This window comes from Flavobacterium oreochromis, from assembly GCF_019565455.1.
GTDB classification, from domain to species: Bacteria; Bacteroidota; Bacteroidia; order Flavobacteriales; family Flavobacteriaceae; genus Flavobacterium; species Flavobacterium oreochromis.
In genome coordinates this window covers 2,224,359-2,244,277 of sequence record NZ_CP067377.1, presented here as the reverse complement: position 1 = coordinate 2,244,277, position 19,919 = coordinate 2,224,359, and the positions used below count along the sequence as shown (strand labels likewise).

Here is a 19,919-nt window from a genome sequence, read left to right as displayed (position 1 = left end):
GCAATGAAAAAACACGATAACCTATTCGAACAATTCAAAAAAGCATCTAAAGTTCAAGAAGCTCATGATTTCCCTGGAATGGAAAAAGTCTGGTCGCGTGTAGATGCGAAATTAGACACGGAAATATTCAACACACAGCAAAAAACTAATTTAAACTGGAAAAAATATACTGTAGCAGCTACTGTATTTATAGGAACCATATTTACTTTTCAATTAATTCAACAGTCTAATTTCAACCATAGCATAGCTAACACTATAGTGAAAGTTACAAAAGAAAAATTAAATAAATCCTTACTAACTGACACAACCCCTGTAGTTCTAAATAAGGCTCCTTTAATTAAGAAAAAAGAAATAAAAAAATCTTTCTTCAACAATTACAAAGTACTACTCCTGTTGCCTTTAACAATCAATCAGTCCTACAGATTGACTCTATTGCTTCCAAAATGGCTTCCATAAGAGCAAATGTTGAAGTAGCTAGAGATCTTTCAAAAGCACAATCATACGAAGCTATTAGTTCTACACATTCCTCTATTGAAGAATCTGATTATAAAAAGAAGAAGTAAAAGCTGACCCTTTAATTATAATAGATGGAAAAATAACCAATAAAAAGATTTTTGAAATTGAAAATGCGAACGATTTGGAAACTATCCTAGAACTTAAAGAACCTCTATACATAATAAATGATAAAGAATATTCCGAAAAAGAATTATTTGGTCCTAACGCGACTTCACCATATTTCCCTTTAAAAAAACAAGTGATTGAAACCATCTCGATTTATAAAGACGAAGAAGCTATTGATCTATATGGTAAAAAAGGAGAAAAAGGAGTTATAGTGATTAAAACAAAAAATGGAAAACCTGTTATGAAACTATAGCTAGAAAAAGTAAGTACTAACATATAAAATTTACGATTTGGGACATTTTTCAGATGATAAAATGCAACGTTTAATGAAAAAGCGAAAAGTAGGTATCTACCTAACTTTTTTAAATATAGTATAGGGAATTATAAATACAAAAAAAGTACTAGCTAATAAAAGAAACGGAAATTATACTTATAAAACAATATGCAGGAAGCTACATAATTTTTAAGAAAAGAAAATTTAATAGCTCTAGTTTTAAGCTATCTAATTTAGCATAAAGCTACGAAACGCTAAATACGCAGGAGAAACACTGAAGATTATAAAACAGAATCCATCCAACTTACAAAAGATACTATCCCAAAAAGTATGCAATTATACACGAATAAAAAGAGTTATTTCAATTTAGAAATAACTCTTTTTTATTTATTATTTATTTCTCAATTTCTTTCAAATTCTCCATTTTCTTGAAAGATAGAAACCCTTTAATATCCTCAAAATGTTCACGAACACGTTTGTTCCCAAATTCAAAAACTTTAGTTACCAAACCATCCAAGAAATCACGATCGTGAGACACTAAAATTAAAGTACCATCAAAATCTTTTAAAGCTTCTTTAATGATATCTTTCGTTTTCATATCTAAATGGTTAGTTGGTTCATCCAGTATCAGTACATTTACTGGCTCTAACAATAATTTAATCATTGCTAAGCGGTTTTTTCTCCCCCTGATAACACTTTTACTTTCTTTTGAATGTCATCTCCCTTAAACATAAAAGCACCTAATATATTCTTAATTTGGGTACGAATATCACCTTCAGCAATACGATCAATGGTCTCAAAAATAGTCAACTCACCATCTAAAAGTGCTGCTTGATTTTGTGCAAAGTAACCAACTTGTACATTATGACCTATTTCTAACTTCCCACTATCATGATTAATTTCTTTCATAATAGCTTTAATCATAGTTGATTTTCCTTCTCCATTTTTACCAACAAAAGCAACTTTTTGACCACGCTCAATCACCATATTAGCATTATTAAACACTACATGTTCATCATACTTTTTACAAAGTTCTTCAACTACCACAGGATACTGACCGGAACGTGGTGATGGTGGAAATTTTAATTTTAAAGCTGATGTATCTACCTCATCAACTTCTACCAAAACTAATTTTTCTAGCATACGTACACGAGACTGTACCTGTTCTGTTTTAGAAAAAGTTCCTCTAAAACGCTCTATGAAAGCTTGATTTTCAGCAATAAATTTTTGCTGTTCATCATATGCTTTTTGCTGATGTATTCTTCTATCTTTTCGTAATTCTAGATAATCAGTATACTTGGCTTTATAATCATATATTCTTCCCATTGTTACTTCAATGGTACGATTAGTAATACTATCTACAAAGGCGCGATCATGCGAGATTACCATAACCGCTTTTGCTTGAGTTATTAAAAATTCCTCTAACCATTGAATACTTTCCATATCCAAATGGTTAGTTGGTTCATCTAATAAAATTAAATCAGGTTTTTTTAATAAAATTTTAGCCAACTCAATACGCATACGCCATCCTCCAGAAAACTCAGCTGTTTTTCGTGTAAAATCTTCACGAACGAAACCTAACCCTTTTAATACTTTTTCAACCTCTGCTTCATAATTAACCTCTTCTATGGAATAATATTTTTCAGAAAGTTCCGAAACGCGCTCAATTAACTTCATATACTCATCACTTTCGTAATCCGTACGAATTGTTAACTGTTCATTTATTTCATCAATTTCGGCTTTCATTCCTAAAACAGAAGCAAAAGCTTTTGAGGTTTCTTCCATTACCGTACTATCATCATTTAATAACAAATGCTGTGGTAAATAAGCAATTACAGCATCACTTGGAGCTGAAATATTACCGCGTGTAGGCTTGTTCTCACCAGCAACAATTTTTAATAAAGTAGACTTTCCCGCTCCATTTTTACCCATAAGGGCTATTTTATCATTTTCATTAATTGCAAAAGTTACATCGCTAAATAGCGTTGTTCCGCCAAACTCTACGGCAATATCATTTACTGTAATCATTTTTTAAAAGGTTTAAAAACTTAAGAACTTTATTTCCTTAAGTTAATCAGATTTTTGAAGCTGCAAAGATAGGATTAATGAATAAATTTGATCATTTAGAAATGAGAAAATTAGTTTAAAAGTAACCTAATTTCATTTTGGAATATAGGATTATCATTAATTCCTATATGCCCTTGATCTAACAATACAATTAATTCATCCGTTTTTTTAAACTGTTTTCTTAATCGATAGGAATTTTCTAATCTAATTAATTGATCAGAATCCCCATGAAAGATACGTATAGGACAATTTATTTTTTTTAAATAACGAATCAATTTAAAATGAAATTTTTTTAAACAATCAGGAAAATAAGGTATTCTCCTTCTAGAAAATTCTTCAAAATCATCATACGGAGCTTGTAAAATAAGTAAATCAGCCTTTTGCTGAGAAGCTAAAATAGTTGCAAGCCCTGAACCTATAGAATAGCCTATTATAATTTTTTTTTCATAGGATTTTGAAACTGAATTATATACTATCTCTATATCTTTCAACATCTGTTCTTCTCCTTGAATTACTCCATCACTCTTACCAAAACTTCTATAATCTAAAATAAACAAATCATATCCTAAAGAACAATAAAATTTTGAGATTCCTCTCCAAGTTAAAACATTACCAGCATTTCCATGCAAATAGAAAATAATCCCCTTTGGTTTAGAAACTTTAAATAATAATCCATGCTGAACAGCTCCGTCAAAAGAAGGTATAAATTTTTCTTCAAGAGGAATTTCAAAATTAAATTTGTAATCTTTTGGTAAAGAAGAACTCATAAAAATCATGTCAGTTTGATTAAAATAAACATAACTAACGTATAACAAATAAATTACACTCAAAAAAGCAATAAAATAGAAAAATAAAAACCTCAATTTATCCATTATTCATAACTCTTTCAACCAACATTTTGGCTTGCATTACATCTTTTTTATTCACAAGAACATCAACAGCTGAATAAGGACTCCAAAATCCAGCCATTGCAGTAGCTTGAATTTCATTTTTTATAATTGCTATAATTCCATTTATTTCCAACTCTGCTTTTACAGCTAAGGCAACTATTTCATTTCCTGAAAAAACGCTAACTAAACTCATATGCTATCTTTTTAAAAACCGACTGCCTTATCATCTCCTCTATAATCTGCTCCTCCTTCAAGCTTTCCATCTGGTAACACTAATATAGCATCTACTTTTCCTATTATTTTATTTTGCTTTTCATTAATTATATATCCTTTTTTACTTAGATTATTCATTAATTCTACAGAAAATTGATTCGGTTCAAAAACTACCTCATCTGGCAACCATTGATGATGAAATCGAGGTGCATTAACAGCTTCTTGCATTCCCATATTAAATTCAATTACATTCAAAAATGTTTGAAGTACTGAAGTTATTATCGTTGAACCTCCTGGAGTTCCCACAACCATAAATAATTTTCCTTTTTTTCAACAATAGTTGGAGTCATAGAGCTCAACATTCGTTTTTTAGGTTGAATTTCATTTGCTTTAGCTCCAACTAGACCATACAAATTAGATACACCTGATTTTATACTAAAATCATCCATTTCATTATTAAAAAAGAAGCCCAGCTCATCTGAATAATGTTTACTCCCAAAATTGTCATTTAAAGTTGTAGTAGCAGCAATGGCATTTCCATAGGAATCAACTATAGAATAGTGTGTCGTTTCTGTACTTTCATTAAAAAATTCAATATTTCCATGTTTCATTTCTTTTGAAGAAGTTGCCCTATCAAACGAAAAGGTAGCCATCCTCTCCTTTAAATATGTTCCTTTCAACAATTCATCTTGAGGAATCTTAACAAAATCAGGATCTCCTAAAAAATAATTCCGATCAGCATAGGCTCTTCGTTCTGCTTCAACAAGTAATTGAATAGATTTTTCTGAATTATATCCAAAATCTTTTAATGGATAAGGCTCTATCATTTTAAGAATTTGAGATAAAGTGATACCTCCACTACTAGGAGGAGCCATCGTTATTATATTATAATCTTTATAATTAAAAATAATTGGTTTTCTCCAAACAGCTCTATATTCTTTTAAATCTTGTAAAGAAATAATACCTCCTCTTTGCTTTATAAAAGCAACTATTGATTTAGCTGTTTCACCTTCATAAAATTCTTTATTCCCTTTTTTAAGAATTTTCCTCAACGTTTTAGCCAATTGTAATTGTTTTATAGTATCACCTGCTTTATATATTTTAGAATATAAACTTTTAGCTCCGTTCACTTTTACAAAATCATTTCTATAATGAGTAAATGTAATTTCATTCTTTGGAGTAACTACAAATCCTCTTTCTGCCAATTCAATAACTGGTTGAAAAATTTCTTTTAAAGGTAAAGATCCCATTTTTTTATGAACCTCAAAAATACCCACAATAGTTCCTGGCACTCCTATAGCTTTCCCAGAACCAGTACTCAAACCATCAATCACATTTTTATCCTTATCTAAAAACATATCTGTAGAAGCAGTCACAGGAGCTTTTTCTCTATAATCCAAAGTTCCTACTTGACCATTTACTTTTCTATACACCATAAATCCTCCCCCCCTATATTTCCTGCCTGTGGATAACTAACTGCCAAAGCCAATTCAGTAGCTACCATAGCATCAAAGGCATTACCTCCTTTTTTTAAAATTTGAATACCAATTTTAGAAGCTTCTTCTCTAGCCGAAACTACCATAGCTTGTTCCGAAACATTTCCTATAATCTGTGCATTAAAATACATTCCTATAAATAGAAAAAAGGATATCAAAATTATTCTATATTCATTCATATTTTTAAAATCTATTATTTTTTAGTACAAGTTATCTATAAAACAGAAAATCTCCTAAAATACAGGAGATTTTTTATTTTTTTAATCATTTCAACATTCTTTTACGTTTCCGATTTTCTATATATTCTTGAATGGCCTTTTTAGTAGTAACCCAATTTCTCCCCTCTTTATGAGCATCTATTTTGCCTTGTCTAGCTAGTAAGCTAATATATTCCTGTGTAAACCCATAAGAAGTTGATGGCTCATTAACTATATTAGCTATAAGCTCATATTCATTATCATTTCCAGGTAATACATTCAAATAAATATTTAATGTACGCTCAACAGCTTGACACATTAATAAAATGAGTTTTTGATAACTCCCATTATTAGCCTGATTTAAAGCTTCATAATATTTTTTTCGATCATTTTTCAAAATAATGGCAGGAGGAAAACCACAACGCATTAATAACAAATTCATACATAAACGAACAGTTCTTCCATTTCCATCAAAAAATGGATGAATCCAAACAAACTTATGATGGAATACAGTAGCTAACTCTATATCATTTAATCCTAATGGATTGTTATTCACAAATTCTATCAATTCATCTATTAAATCTGAGACTTTATTTGCGTTAGGAGGTATAAAATTAGCTCCTGATATACGAACGCCTCCATTTCTTAAACGTCCAGCAAAATCATCTTCTATAGATCTTAAAACATATCCATGTAAAGTAAGCATATCAATACTTCTAAATATGTATTGTTCATTTACTATTTCATACAAATAATCAATTGCTTTTTCATGATTTTTTGCTTCAAAATGTTCTCTAAGAGAAACTCCTTTTATAGTAATTCCTTCTTGAAGTATCATTTGTGTTTCTCGCAGAGTAAGCGTATTTCCTTCGATACTATTAGAATTGTAAGTCCATTCAATAGAAAGTGATTCTTTAATTTTTTCTATAGCTATTTTAGGTAGCGGCCTAGCTTTAACTAGCGCTTCTTTTTTTTCATATAATCTCTCAAATGTTGATTGAAATTCTTTTCTGTATGACAAATCTATATTCCACATACTACAAATTTACTAATATCGTTTTGGTTTAAAAAAATTTTTAACCGATATTAACAATTTATTTCTAAAAAAAGGCATCATAATGATACCTTTTTTTAGAAATAAATTGTTATTCTTCATCTTCATAATCAATCCCAAACAAATAGGGCTCTATCATTATTTTATCTGCTAAAATAGCAACACGTTCTGTCAATTCTGAAGTAAAAAATAAGCGTTGTGTTTTTTCTATACTTTGTGATAATCTTTGAATAATAGGTTCTAAACGCTGTTTAAAGATCAAATCAGCATCATCAACCACAAAAATTTTAATAGTATTCATGTTAAATCCTGCTCCAGAAAACATTGCATTAATTTTATTAGGAGTACCTATCAAAACATCCATTCCTGCAGAAATAATATTTTTCTCATCATCTATATCTGTTTTGTCATTAACACCAATTACTCTAAGATTACTATATTTTCCAAATTTTTCAAAGTAATCTAACATTTGTAACACAGAATCTTTATCTTTCACAATAATTAGTCCTCTTGTAGATTCACCTATTGGTTTTTCTAATTTTTGAATAACTGTATAAGCCACCGTAGAGGACTTTCCTTCTCCTTCTCCCATTCCAACAATAGCATCAGCACCACTTTTCAATGTTCCCCAGCAATCCGCTTGAATTTCAGTAGCTTCAGTAATACCATTTTCTATTAAGGCATTCTGAAGATTTTGATTGATTTTTTTAAATTCATATTTTTTAGTACTAAGTTATGAGTACCGAGTACTTAGTAAAATTACTTTTAATATTATTCTAAGAACTATGTACTAAGGACTTTTAGCTATTTTGATGCAAACAACTTTACATCATTTTCTGAAATTTCGTTACCCCCAAGAATAATTAATCGTTCTATCACATTACGTAACTCACGGATATTACCTGTCCAATCATATTCTTGTAATAACTGAATAGCTGAATTTGAAAAAGATTTAATTGCACTACCTTGTTCACCAGCTATTTTATTAGTAAAATGTTCTATTAATAAGGGTATATCATCTCTTCTATCATTTAAAGCTGGAACCTTGATTAAAATAACTGCTAAACGATGATATAGATCTTCACGAAAACGCCCTTCCTCTATTTCTTTTTTCAAATCTTTATTAGTTGCAGCTACCACACGAACATTTACCTTAATATCTTTATCTGCACCCACACGCTGAATTAAATTTTCCTGTAAAGCACGCAATACTTTAGCTTGAGCTGGTAAACTCATATCCCCTATTTCATCTAAGAAAATAGTTCCTCCATCAGCCGCTTCAAATTTACCTGCTCTATCTTTTACAGCTGAAGTAAAAGCTCCTTTAACATGCCCAAACAACTCACTTTCAATTAATTCTGTTGGGATAGCAGCACAATTAACCTCAATCATTGGTCTTCCAGATCGTTCACTACGTTGATGTATTTGATGGGCTACTAATTCTTTTCCTGTACCATTTGGTCCTGTTATTAAAACACGTGCTTCAGTAGGAGCTACTTTTTCAATCATTTCTTTTATATGAGAAATAGCAGTACTACTTCCTATCATCTCATAATTTTTAGAAACTTTTTTCTTTAAAATTTTATTTTCAACTACTAATTTCTTTTTATCTAAAGCATTACGAACAGTATTTAATAAACGATTTAAATCAGGTGGTTTTGATATATAATCAAATGCCCCTAATCGCATCGTATTAACTGCTGTTTCTAAATCACCATGACCTGATATCATCACCATGGGAATTTCAGGCTTTATTTTTTTTACTGCCTCGAGTACTTCTACTCCATCCATTTTAGGCATTTTTATATCACAAAGAATCAGATCATAATCTTCATTTTTTACTTTTTCTAATCCTTGTAAACCATCTTCGGCCTCTTCGACTTTATACGAATCATTCTCTTCTGATAAAATTTTCACTAAAACCCTACGAATTGCCGCTTCGTCTTCTATAATTAATATTTTACTCATTTTTAATAGGTTACAAATTTATAAAGTAACAAAATTGCAAAGTTCTTTAACCTTATTTAATTACTATATTTTTTATTCCATATTTAGGATGGAAGCCATTACTTGTTCCACCCCCTACTTTTTGAAAATAATTTATTAAATTCTTTTTTAGAGATAAACTTCAAATTACAAAGATTTTTCAAGTCATATTTAGAATTTCAACAAATACCACATAACCTAAAAGGATTAAGGCTTTTTACTAATATCTCGTTAAAAATCATCCATAATATTACTAAGTATAAAAATACTGCTTCTTGTAATCCACGAAGTTAATCGAATTTATTATTCGCTTATATTTTTTAGTTGCAACATATATATTTCATTTATTAAAAGTATAGCTTTTTAAAAAATTAAGAAATCTCTAAAAATTTATATTTATATCACCTCTCAATAGGACTAATATCTAAGCCATTTATACAATTCTTTCCATGTTGGCTTTTTACCATACATCAAAATTCCTACTCTATAAATTTTACTAGCAAACCAAACTACTCCCAAGAATGTCCCAAAAAGTAATAATAGAGAAACTACTAATTGCCAAACAGGCACTCCAAAAGGAATACGCATTAACATTACGATTGGAGATGTAAATGGAATCATAGAAAACACTGTTGCTACTGTACCATGAGGATCATTCACCACTGTAAAAAAACCTACATAAATACCTAACATTAATGGCATAATAATAGGTAACAAAAATTGTTGCGAATCCGTTTCTGAATCAACAGCAGCTCCTATAGCTGCATACAAAGAACTATATAAGAAATATCCTCCTATAAAATAAATTAAAAAATAAATAACAGTGGTCAAAACAGGTATTTCATTATAGTAAAGATTAACTTTTTCAAGCATTGAAGCTATATTTCCTGCATGTGAAGGCAATTGTTGTATAGCTTGATGTACAGTTGTTGGATCCGCTGAATTTCCTAAAAAGATTGAAGAACCAAATAATAACAACAAACCTAATACTACCCAAATAGTAAATTGCAAAATACCTGCCAATGAATTACCTATGATCTTCCCCATCATTAACTGATATGGTTTTACTGATGAAATAATTACTTCAATAATTCTTGATGTTTTTTCTTCTATTACACTACGCATAACGAAATTTCCATAGATAATAATAAACATCATGATTAAATAACCAAAAGCTCCTCCAAAAAACACTTTAATTTCATTCAAATACTTTAAACCTTCTTCTCCTGAAAACTTAGCGATATGAAGTTCTGATTCAACCTTTGCCTTCTCAATTTTATCTGAATCAAAACCTAATGTATTTAGATTATCTTTTGTTAAATGTGCATCTATTACTTTTTCTATATCTGAAACAAATTCTAAACTAGGACTCTCATCTGAAATATACTCAACTTTATTAATTAACTCTTTTGAATTAACTACTTTTGGAATAAAAATAAGTCCTTCGAAATCTTTTGATGCTGTAGTTTTAGCCAAATCAAAAGGCATTTGTGATAAATCTGTATACTTTATCTCTTTAGTGTTTTTAAAATCTTGCTTTAACACTCCTACTTCGTCATGAATAGCAATCTTCTTAATTTCGCCTTTATTCATATTGGCTAAAACCCCAATTAAGACTGACATACCTAGAAATAATAATGGACTCAAAAAGGTCATTACTATAAATGACTTATTGCGAACTTTAGCAATAAATTCTCTTTTTATGATTAAACTCAATACGTTCATATTTCGTAAATTTCGATTTTCAAATTACAAAAACAAATGAATAACAAGAGGGCTGAATTTTAAGCTTTGAAAATCATTTGTTATTTTGGGCTTGTTTTCTTATTTTTTACTAGTTACTGTTTGAATAAAAATATCGTTAATTGACGGAATATTTTCTGTAAAGTGAGTTACTTGTCCGTTTTTCATCAAAACTTCTAACAATTCATTTTGTGTTCTATTTCCTAAATCAATTTCTAATTTAAGATCATTATTCAAAGATTTAAAAGACGTTTGTCCAACAGTAAATTTTTGGGTTAAATCATACATTAAGCCTTCAATATTATCTGACAAGATTCCTACTTGAAACTTATGTGTTCTATATTGTTTTTTAACATCGCTTACTTTTCCTTCTATTAATTTATTCGATTTATGAATAAGTGCTATATAATCACACATTTCTTCCACACTTTCCATACGATGAGTCGAAAAGATAATAGAAGTTCCTTGTTTATTTAACTCAATAATTTCATCTTTAATTAAATTTGCATTAACAGGATCAAAACCAGAAAAAGGCTCATCTAATATTAACAATTTGGGTTGGTGTAAAATAGTTACAATAAATTGAATTTTCTGTGCCATTCCTTTCGAAAGTTCTTGTATTTTTTTATCCCACCAACCTTCAATTCCAAATTTTTCAAACCAGTATTTGAGTTGTTTTTTAGCTTCAGCATGAGGCATTCCTTTTAATTGTGCTAAATATAAGGCTTGCTCTCCTACTTTCATTGTTTTGTACAAACCACGCTCTTCTGGCATATAACCTATACAGGACACATGATGAGGCGCTAATTTGTTACCATCTAAGAAAACCTCTCCACTATCAGGCATCGTAATTTGGTTAATGATACGTATTAAGGAAGTTTTTCCTGCTCCATTAGGACCCAAAAGCCCATAGATACTCCCTTTAGGAACTTGTAATGAAACAGAATTTAAAGCGGTATAAGCATCATATTGTTTCACTACATTATTTACTTCAAGAATATTATTCATTATGTAAGTTTGAGTTGTTTTTGTCTTTATGTAAGCGTTGTAAAAGTAAATAATTAGTTTCTGATAAATAAAAAATGTTACAAAAAATCCCAACTTTTGAGATCAAAAATTGGGATTCATTTTAATTTTGAAATTTAGATTATTAAAGAGTTCATAAATTATGAAAACATATCTTTTACTTTTTCAAAAAAAGATTTATCAGTTTTTTCTGGTTTTGGGCTAAAATTTGGGTTTTCTAAATTTTCTTCAAAGAATTTCTTTTGTTCTTTTGAAAGATTTTTAGGTGTCCATACATTAATATGAACTAACATATCTCCATTTCCATAACTATTTAGACTAGGAATTCCTTTACCTTTTAAACGTAGAATCTTTCCTGACTGAATACCTTCTTCTAATTTAATACGAACCTTTCCTGTAACTGCATCTATGTCTTTTGACACTCCTAGGACAGCTTCAGGATAACTTATATACAAATCATAATGTAAATTTTCTCCTTCACGTTTTAAGGTTGCGTGTTCAATTTCCTCAATGGCTACAATTAAATCTCCTGCCACTCCATTACCTGGAGCATCGTTTCCTTTACCAGCTACCTTCAATTGCATTCCATCTACTACACCTGCGGGAATCTTGATAGATACCGTGTCGTCTTCTAAAATCATTCCTTGCCCATCTGCTTCAGACGGTTTTTTATCAATCATTTGACCTAAACCTCCACAAGAAGGACATGGTGAAGCTGTTTGCATTCTACCTAAAATGGTATTTTGTATTTTAACAACTTGACCTGAACCATTACAAGTAGAACAAGTTCTATAGGTTACCCCTTCTGCTTGTATTTTTCTTTTTACTTTTATTTTCTTTTCAACACCTGTAGCAATTTCTTCTAATGTAAGTTTTACTTTAATGCGAAGATTACTTCCTTTTGCACGACGCTGACCACCGCCTCCTCCAAAACCACCGAAGCCTCCTCCAAAAGCGCTTCCAAAAATATCTCCAAATTGACTGAAGATATCATCCATATTCATATGATGACCTCCAAATCCTCCTGCCCCATCAAATGCTGCATGACCATATTGATCGTATTTTGCACGTTTATCAGCATCACTCAATACTTCATAGGCTTCAGCAGCTTCTTTAAATTTTTCTTCTGCTGCTTTATCTCCTGGATTTTTATCTGGATGAAATTCAATCGCTTTTTTACGATATGCTTTTTTTATTTCTGATTCTGAAGCTCCTTTGCTAACGCCTAATATTTCGTAAAAATCTTTCTTGCTCATTATCTTATTTTGTTTCAGGTTTCAAGTTTATTTTGTTTCAGGTTAAAAAACTTGAAACTTGGAACTTGAAACAATTTTTAGTTACCAATTACTACTTTAGGAAAACGAATAATTTTATCACCTAATTTATATCCTTTTTCTACTACATCTACTACTTTTCCTTTTAGCTCATCACCTGCAGGAATTTGAGTTATTGCTTCTGCAAAATCAGCATTAAATAGATCTCCTTGCTTAATTTCAACTTCATTTAATCCTTTTGAAATTAATGTTGATTTTAATTTTTCATGTATTAATTCAACTCCTTTTACCAATGCTTCATCTTCCGATTTTGAAATTTGAACCCAAGCTCTATCAAAATCATCTAAAACAGGTAGCATAGCTTGTAATACCTCTTGTCCTGCTGTTTTAAATAATTCAACACGTTCTTTTGAAGTTCGTTTTTTATAATTTTCAAATTCAGCAAAAAGACGTAAGAACTTATCTTTTTCGTTTGCTAATTCTTCTTGCAATTTTTCTTCAACTGTCAATTCTGTAACAGGACTTTCATTAGATTGTTGCTCTTGAGTCTCTTCAGTATTGTTTATTTCTAATTCTTTATCTGTATTTTCGGCATTCATTGTCTTATCAATTTTCAATTGCGATTGCAAAAGTATTGCCAAAAAACAAAAAATGCCAAATTGTCACTTTAAATTTATATTTTAAATTGGATACCAAAAAGAGAATTTGTAAATTAGTAACTAATAATCAACACTTTAATCATCATGAAAAAGTTACTAGCCCCCATTTCTTTGATTGTCATTTCTTTTTTTATTTCTTGTAAAAAAGAAAATACTACTAATAAGAATAGTTATTTAACTGTTTTACCTAAAATAGATGGAATAAGATATCAGGTAGACACATTAAACTCTATAATTTATTGGACAGGTTTCAAACCTGCCGAAAAGCACACGGGTACTCTAAAATTTAAAGAAGGCATTTTTATTTGTAATCAAAAATCAATTGCTCTCGGACGTTTTTACATGAACATGAATTCTATAACGGTAACTGATCTAAAAAATAAAAATGACAAAAACAGACTAGAAAACCACCTTAAAGGTCTTGCTGATCAGAATATTAAGGATCATTTTTTTAATGTATTAAAATTCCCTATTTCTGATTTTAGGATCACCAATTCTGAATTGAAAAATAATAAAACTATCATTTATGGAAACTTAACAATTAAAGGGATTACAAAATCTGTTAATTTTCCTGCTAAAATACAGATAGATAACAACCAAATAAGTTTAAAAAGTGATACATTACAACTAAATAGAACTTATTGGAATGTAAATTATGGTTCAAAAAGTATTTTTAACAACCTTAAAGATAAATTTATAAGTGATCGAATTCAAATACAAGTAAATCTAATAGCTAGAAGAATAAGGAAATAACATATTTAATAAATCACTTTAACAAATTTCTAAAAGCATCATCAATGTTTGTATAATGAAACTTAAATCCTTTTTCTTGAATTTTTGCAGATGATACTCGCTGTGAATCATACAGCAGCACATGTTTTTCACCTAAAATTAGTTTCATTAAAACTTTAGGTAAATTAAGCATTATAAGGGGGGAGCCAACTAATTTAGTTAAGTTACCTATAAATTCTTTATGGGTAACAGGGTCTGGAGCTACGGCATTATAAACTCCTTGCAATTCAAATTCTAATGCAAAAATAAATAATCTAGCTAAATCAGTTATGTGTATCCATGATTGCCAATGTTGGCCTGTCCCGAAAAGAACTCCTAAATCTAATTGCAATGGTTTTAGTATTTCAGATAATACTCCTCCCTCTTTAGATAAAACTAAACCAATACGCAACTTACAGGTATTCATTTCTAAATCTGTAAATTTATCAACACTTTCTTCCCAAGTTTTAACAACATTAGATAAAAAAGAATGATCAAAATCTACAAAATCTTCCATATAATACCTTTCAATACAAGAAGGGTAAACTCCTATAGCAGAAGCTGAAATAATACCTTTTACTTTATGCGAAGTATTTTTCAAAAGTTCATATAACATTTGCAAAGGGATTACACGACTTTCTATTATCTCTTGCTTATATCTAGAAGTCCATCTTTTACTTATAGAAGCTCCAGCTAAATGAATTATAAAGCTAACTTCTTCTATACAGGCCGGATCTATTTCTTTTGTCTTGGGATCCCAATAAAAACCTTTTAGATTATCTGAGCATGTTAACTTATTTTTAGAAGTAGTCAGATAATGCACAAGTATTTTTTTTTGTGCAAAACCTTAACAACTTCTTTACCTACTAAACCTGTAGCTCCTGTAACTAAAACTTTCACTGTTCTTTTTATACAAATTTAAGAACTGAATAGTAGTAGTTTATTATATTTAGGATTAGTTTAACTTTAAATTTTTATTTTTTTATACGAATAGTCCATTCAAAATCCATAATTGAAACCTGATTTCCTTTTTCATCCGTTCCTATAGATTTCATCCAAAAAGTTTGCCCTTCACCAGTGGCAATTGTATTTTTTATAGCATCTTCTATCAAATGACCATCATTACAAGTAAATGTTATTCTACCAGTTGCTTTTTTAGTAAAGGTTCCTTTATTATTTGCCACTAACATAGAAATACTTTTCCCACTTTGTTTAATTTGCTTCATAACCAAAGCACCTGTTGTTAATTCTGCTGCCATAGCTTGAACGGCAAAATACATAGAATTAAATGGATTTTGATTAAACCATCTGTGTTTAACAGTTGCCTGACATACATAATCCTCTATAACTTTTACTCTAACTCCACTCCAAAATGCAGAAGGTAGTTTTAAAAAGAGAAACAAATTTAATTTAGCTGGTGTAAATTTCATATCTATCTTTGATTTACAATGTTATATAACAAATTCTCATTTAAAAGATTGTCATAAAGACTTTAATCAATTAATAAGCATTGATTTTGCTAATCTACAAAAAATACTATGCGTGCCTAATTTTTTAAAATGTTAATATTTTGTTAAATTACATTACCTTGTTTTACATAGTACCTTCTTTTTACATTATCTTTGTATAAGAAATTAATAAGCTAAAAAAGTATTAGCTTTATCAAATAACTATTTTAAACATCATTAATCAAAAATCATATAGTATGGAAACATTATCAACTACAAAACAAGAAAGAAGTTACGCTTCAATCACTCACTTGAGTGCTTTTTCAAAATTCATATTTCCTTTAGGCAACTATATTATTCCTATCATTATATGGACTACTAAAAAGAAAGAATCTTCCTTTATTGATTTTCATGGTAAACAAATCATTAATTTCCAATTGAGTGTTTTACTCTATACAATTATAATGGCTACAATTGCAATACCTTGTATAGTAGGAAGTTTATTAAGTAATTTTACTTGGAACGAAGTAGAAACAGGAGATTTAATATTAGATATCTATAATTTACTAGGTTTAGGAATTTTTGGAATTGTTTGTTTGGTTATAATTATTTTATTACAAATAATCGAGTTCTTTTATATTGTATATGGAGCAATCAAGGCTGATGAAGGAATTTATTTTAAATATCCATTAACAATTAACTTTTTAAAATAATGAAATTTCTAATCCTATTTTTTCTTAGTATTCTTAGTTTTGATTGTTTGGCTCAATCTGAAGCTGATATTCTTAAAAAAATACAATCATTAGACGCTGAATTTTGGGATGCTTACAATTCGTGTAATACTGAAAACATAACAAAATATATTTCTAATGATATAGAATTTTATCATGATAAAGGAGGTATAACATCTGGTCAAGAAAATTTAGTAAATTCAATAAAAAATAATTTATGTTCAAATAAAAACTACAAATTAAGAAGAGAATTAGTTAAAAAAAGTGAACGTTTCTCAATTTTATATCAACAAGAGAAACTTTATGGCATGATATATAGTGGAGAACATATTTTTCTATTAACACTAAACAATAATAAAGAATATGCTGATGGAAAAGCAAAATTCATACATCTATGGTTACTTGAAAACAATCAATGGAAAATGAAAAGAATTTATAGTTATGATCATCAAGCAATAAAATAAAGAGTTTCAATCAATCAATCAATCAATCAATCAATCAATCAATCAATCAGAAAATGAACAGTTTAACAACCAAAAAGAGATCTTATGAACATTGAGAACACTAAAGCTCAGATGCGTAAAGGAGTCTTAGAATTTTGCATTTTATCTGTATTAAAAGAAAAAGATGCCTATACCTCAGAAATCCTTGACACACTGAAAAATGCGAAATTACTAGTTGTAGAAGGAACTGTATATCCACTTTTAACAAGACTCAAAAATGATGGCTTATTAACTTACCGTTGGGAAGAATCTACTTCTGGACCACCAAGAAAATATTATGGTTTAACAGAGGAAGGAAAAAACTTTTTAAAAGAATTAAGCATAACCTGGAATGAACTTGCAGGAGCAGTAAATACTATAACATCACAAAACTAAGACTTATGAACAAAACAGTAAATATGAATTTAGGAGGTTTCTTCTTCCACATTGATGAAGATGCTTATCAAAAATTAAGTCGTTACTTCAATGCTATACGTAATTCTCTTTCTACAGAAGGAAGAGATGAAATCATGAATGATATTGAAAGTAGAATTGCAGAACTTTTTTCTGAAAAACTAAGTAATAGTAAACAAGTTTTAAGCTTAAATGATATAGATGATGTTATTACTATTATGGGACAACCAGAAGATTATAAAATAGAACAAGAACCTGTAAACAATTTTAATTATTCTTCTCCAGAAAGAACAAAGAAGTTATACAGAGATAAAGAAACGGGCTCTATTGCTGGTGTTTGCTCTGGTTTAGGACATTATTTTGGGGTAGATCCGGTATGGATCCGAATAGGTTTAGTTTTATTAGTTTTCGCTGGTTTTGGTATAGGTTTATTAGCTTACATTATCTTATGGCTAGTTACTCCTGAAGCAATAACCACTTCTGAAAAATTAGAAATGAAAGGAGAACCTATTAATATTTCAAATATTGAGAAAAAAGTAAAGGAAGAATTCGAGTCAGTATCACAAAAATTTAAAAGTACTGACTATACTCAAATGGGTGAAAATGTAAAATCAAGTGCTCAAAAAGTAGGAAGTTCTTTGGGTGATATTATTATAAATATAATGAAAGTATTTGCTAAATTCATAGGTGCTATGATGGTTTTTACGGGTGGTATTTCTATTATTGGTTTATTAATAGGTTTCTTCACTCTAGGTTCTACTTCTTTCATGAAACTTCCTTGGATTGAATATTTTGAATCATTTAATTATACGAATACATCTTTATGGATTATTTGCTTAATATCATTTTTGCAGTGGCTATTCCTTTTTTCTTTTTATTAATTTTAGGATTAAAGATATTAGTTCCTACAATTAATTCTATAGGAAATGTGGCAAAACTGACCCTATCTGCTATATGGTTAAGTTCTATTATAGGTCTTACAGCTTTAGGAATTATAACATCAAGTGAATTAGCTTATGAAAACAAAATTGTTTATAAAAGTTATTTGAATAAGAATTTTACTCTTAATGACACACTAACTCTTAAATTTAAAAACAATGAATACTTTTCTAAAGACGTAGATGACAGAACAGATTTTGAACTAGTACAAGACTCTTTAGGTCATGAATATATTTACTCTAACAATGTAGAATTAGAACTAATGCCTACAGATGAAGTTAAGCCTTATATACAAATTGAATATACTGCTAAAGGTAAATCGCTATCCGAAGCTAGAAGAAATGCAGATAAAATTGGATATAAATTCAGAAATGACGATACGAATCCTACAACTTTAAGTTTCGACAATTACTTTTTAATGGATCCAAAATGTAAATTCCGCGATCATCAAGTTAGAATTTTCCTTTTTGTTCCTAAAGGTATGTATATAAAACCTGATCATTCATTAAGATATTATGATATAACGAGTAGCGACTATTTCCTTTTTCATCCATCTTCTGACGATTACGTATACAAAGTAGAAGAGAATAAAATAAAATGTAAAAATTGCCCTAGTAACCTATTAGAGGAGGAAGAGGAAGAGGAAGATTCAAACCAGAATGATGATAATGCAACAGTAATCATAAATGAAGATGGTGTACAAATAAAAAAAGATACAACTCTCACAAAAAACAAAGATATAAGAGAGTTAAAAATTAATGAAGACGGTATCATCATTAAAACTAAATAAATTATAAACGAGACTATCTGAAATACCTGAATATTTCTTAGATACTGTTTATTTACTAAAGATTATTACTTCAATTTTCAGAAAGTCTCGTTTTAAAAATCATCAATCGATGAAAATCAATCAAATAATAAAGGGAATTCTACTATTAGTAATTTCCTTTCTTTTTTCATCTTCGTTACATGCTCAAAATTTAGAAAGTAAAATTGATAAAATAATTTTAAAGGATTTTAATGATACTAATGGTCCTGGAGGTGTTTTTCTAGTTAGCCAGCATGGTAAATCAATATATCATAAAGCATTTGGAAAATCTAATTTAGAATTAGATACCAATCTGACTACTGACAATGTGTTTCAAATTGGTTCTATTACGAAACAATTTACAGCTATCAGTATTTTAATTTTAGAAGAACAACATAAGCTAAACACCCAAGATCCTATTTCTAAATACATTACAGATTACCCTAATGGAAATCAAATTACGATTCATCATTTATTAACACACACATCAGGTATTAGAGATTTAACTAAAATAAAAACCTTAAAGGATCTTTCTCAAAAAGAAATGACACCAGAAATGCTTGTACAGTTTTTTAAGAATGAACGTATAGATTTTAATCCTGGTGAAAAATTTGATTACAACAACTCGGGTTACGTTATTTTAGGGTTCATTATTGAAAAGATTTCAGGTAAAAGCTATAAAGATTTTATACAACAAAATCTATTTGATAAAATAGGAATGACTCAATCATTTTATGCAAACGATAAACAAATTATAAAAAAAAAGAGCTTTAGGTTATCACAAGAAAGAAACAGGATATACAAATAAAACAAATATCAGCTATAG

The 19,919-nt window shown here is 29.3% G+C and carries 19 protein-coding genes and 3 pseudogenes; 9 read left to right on the top strand and 13 right to left on the bottom strand.

Features of this window, described 5'->3' with window-relative positions:
• Positions 1-3: 3 nt before the first annotated feature.
• Both JJC03_RS10770 and JJC03_RS10765 read left to right on the top strand, forming a co-directional pair.
• Positions 4-456: a hypothetical protein gene (locus JJC03_RS10770; RefSeq protein WP_235873310.1), complete on the top strand. Its 453-nt coding sequence runs from the start codon at positions 4-6 to the stop codon at positions 454-456.
• A 181-nt stretch (positions 457-637) separates the two neighbouring features.
• A complete protein-coding gene (locus JJC03_RS10765; RefSeq protein ID WP_235873308.1) occupies positions 638-874 on the top strand; it encodes a hypothetical protein in 237 nt (78 codons plus the stop codon).
• Between the two features lie 415 nt (positions 875-1,289).
• Here the strand turns inward: JJC03_RS10765 and JJC03_RS10760 are convergent.
• The 11 genes and pseudogenes from JJC03_RS10760 to JJC03_RS10710 form a co-directional block, all read right to left on the bottom strand.
• Positions 1,290-2,923: pseudogene (locus JJC03_RS10760) on the bottom strand (ABC-F family ATP-binding cassette domain-containing protein).
• Positions 2,924-3,033: 110 nt separating this feature from the next.
• Positions 3,034-3,729: an alpha/beta hydrolase gene (locus JJC03_RS10755; protein ID WP_258931747.1), complete on the bottom strand. Its 696-nt coding sequence runs from the start codon at positions 3,727-3,729 to the stop codon at positions 3,034-3,036.
• Between the two features lie 97 nt (positions 3,730-3,826).
• A complete protein-coding gene (locus JJC03_RS10750) occupies positions 3,827-4,045 on the bottom strand; it encodes a putative signal transducing protein (protein ID WP_088444581.1) in 219 nt (72 codons plus the stop codon).
• Positions 4,046-4,056: 11 nt separating this feature from the next.
• A pseudogene (gene ggt / locus JJC03_RS10745) lies at positions 4,057-5,692 on the bottom strand (gamma-glutamyltransferase).
• A gap of 133 nt (positions 5,693-5,825) precedes the next feature.
• Positions 5,826-6,794: a Fic family protein gene (locus JJC03_RS10740; RefSeq protein ID WP_088398928.1), complete on the bottom strand. Its 969-nt coding sequence runs from the start codon at positions 6,792-6,794 to the stop codon at positions 5,826-5,828.
• Between the two features lie 109 nt (positions 6,795-6,903).
• A complete protein-coding gene (locus JJC03_RS10735) occupies positions 6,904-7,515 on the bottom strand; it encodes a DEAD/DEAH box helicase (RefSeq protein ID WP_235874379.1) in 612 nt (203 codons plus the stop codon).
• Positions 7,516-7,616: 101 nt separating this feature from the next.
• Positions 7,617-8,780: a sigma-54-dependent transcriptional regulator gene (locus tag JJC03_RS10730; protein WP_088398930.1), complete on the bottom strand. Its 1,164-nt coding sequence runs from the start codon at positions 8,778-8,780 to the stop codon at positions 7,617-7,619.
• A 435-nt stretch (positions 8,781-9,215) separates the two neighbouring features.
• Complete coding sequence (locus JJC03_RS10725; protein WP_088398931.1) at positions 9,216-10,523, bottom strand: ABC transporter permease; 1,308 nt, start codon at positions 10,521-10,523, stop codon at positions 9,216-9,218.
• A 99-nt stretch (positions 10,524-10,622) separates the two neighbouring features.
• On the bottom strand, positions 10,623-11,549 hold the full coding sequence (locus JJC03_RS10720; protein WP_235873305.1) for an ABC transporter ATP-binding protein: 927 nt from the start codon (positions 11,547-11,549) through the stop codon (positions 10,623-10,625).
• A 158-nt stretch (positions 11,550-11,707) separates the two neighbouring features.
• On the bottom strand, positions 11,708-12,823 hold the full coding sequence (gene dnaJ, locus JJC03_RS10715) for a molecular chaperone DnaJ (protein ID WP_088398932.1): 1,116 nt from the start codon (positions 12,821-12,823) through the stop codon (positions 11,708-11,710).
• A gap of 77 nt (positions 12,824-12,900) precedes the next feature.
• Positions 12,901-13,440, bottom strand: a complete 540-nt coding sequence (locus JJC03_RS10710) for a nucleotide exchange factor GrpE (RefSeq protein WP_088398933.1) — start codon at positions 13,438-13,440, stop codon at positions 12,901-12,903.
• A gap of 144 nt (positions 13,441-13,584) precedes the next feature.
• Between JJC03_RS10710 and JJC03_RS10705 the strand changes: the two genes are divergently transcribed.
• Positions 13,585-14,253 (top strand): YceI family protein, encoded by a 669-nt coding sequence (locus JJC03_RS10705; RefSeq protein ID WP_088398934.1) that lies wholly within the window; start codon positions 13,585-13,587, stop codon positions 14,251-14,253.
• A gap of 13 nt (positions 14,254-14,266) precedes the next feature.
• Here the strand turns inward: JJC03_RS10705 and JJC03_RS10700 are convergent, their stop codons facing one another.
• On the bottom strand, positions 14,267-15,094 hold the full coding sequence (locus JJC03_RS10700) for a TIGR01777 family oxidoreductase (protein ID WP_309597644.1): 828 nt from the start codon (positions 15,092-15,094) through the stop codon (positions 14,267-14,269).
• A 151-nt stretch (positions 15,095-15,245) separates the two neighbouring features.
• Positions 15,246-15,701, bottom strand: coding sequence for a DUF4442 domain-containing protein (locus JJC03_RS10695; RefSeq protein ID WP_088398936.1), 456 nt, complete (start codon positions 15,699-15,701; stop codon positions 15,246-15,248).
• A 275-nt stretch (positions 15,702-15,976) separates the two neighbouring features.
• Between JJC03_RS10695 and JJC03_RS10690 the strand changes: the two genes are divergently transcribed.
• The 6 genes and pseudogenes from JJC03_RS10690 (at position 15,977) to JJC03_RS10670 (ending at position 19,901) form a co-directional block, all read left to right on the top strand.
• On the top strand, positions 15,977-16,432 hold the full coding sequence (locus JJC03_RS10690) for a DUF4870 domain-containing protein (protein WP_088444578.1): 456 nt from the start codon (positions 15,977-15,979) through the stop codon (positions 16,430-16,432).
• Between the two features lie 47 nt (positions 16,433-16,479).
• A complete protein-coding gene (locus JJC03_RS10685) occupies positions 16,480-16,914 on the top strand; it encodes a nuclear transport factor 2 family protein (protein WP_235873303.1) in 435 nt (144 codons plus the stop codon).
• An 84-nt stretch (positions 16,915-16,998) separates the two neighbouring features.
• The gene (locus tag JJC03_RS10680; protein WP_088398939.1) at positions 16,999-17,328 is read left to right on the top strand and encodes a PadR family transcriptional regulator; all 330 of its coding nucleotides are present in this window, start codon (positions 16,999-17,001) and stop codon (positions 17,326-17,328) included.
• A gap of 5 nt (positions 17,329-17,333) precedes the next feature.
• Positions 17,334-18,295, top strand: a pseudogene (locus JJC03_RS17905) (PspC domain-containing protein); the annotation flags it as partial.
• A gap of 252 nt (positions 18,296-18,547) precedes the next feature.
• Positions 18,548-19,075 carry a hypothetical protein gene (locus JJC03_RS19225; protein ID WP_374226268.1) on the top strand — a complete coding sequence of 176 codons (528 nt, stop codon included), beginning with the start codon at positions 18,548-18,550 and terminating at the stop codon, positions 19,073-19,075.
• Between the two features lie 109 nt (positions 19,076-19,184).
• The gene (locus tag JJC03_RS10670) at positions 19,185-19,901 is read left to right on the top strand and encodes a serine hydrolase domain-containing protein (protein ID WP_258931650.1); all 717 of its coding nucleotides are present in this window, start codon (positions 19,185-19,187) and stop codon (positions 19,899-19,901) included.
• Positions 19,902-19,919 lie beyond the last annotated feature (18 nt).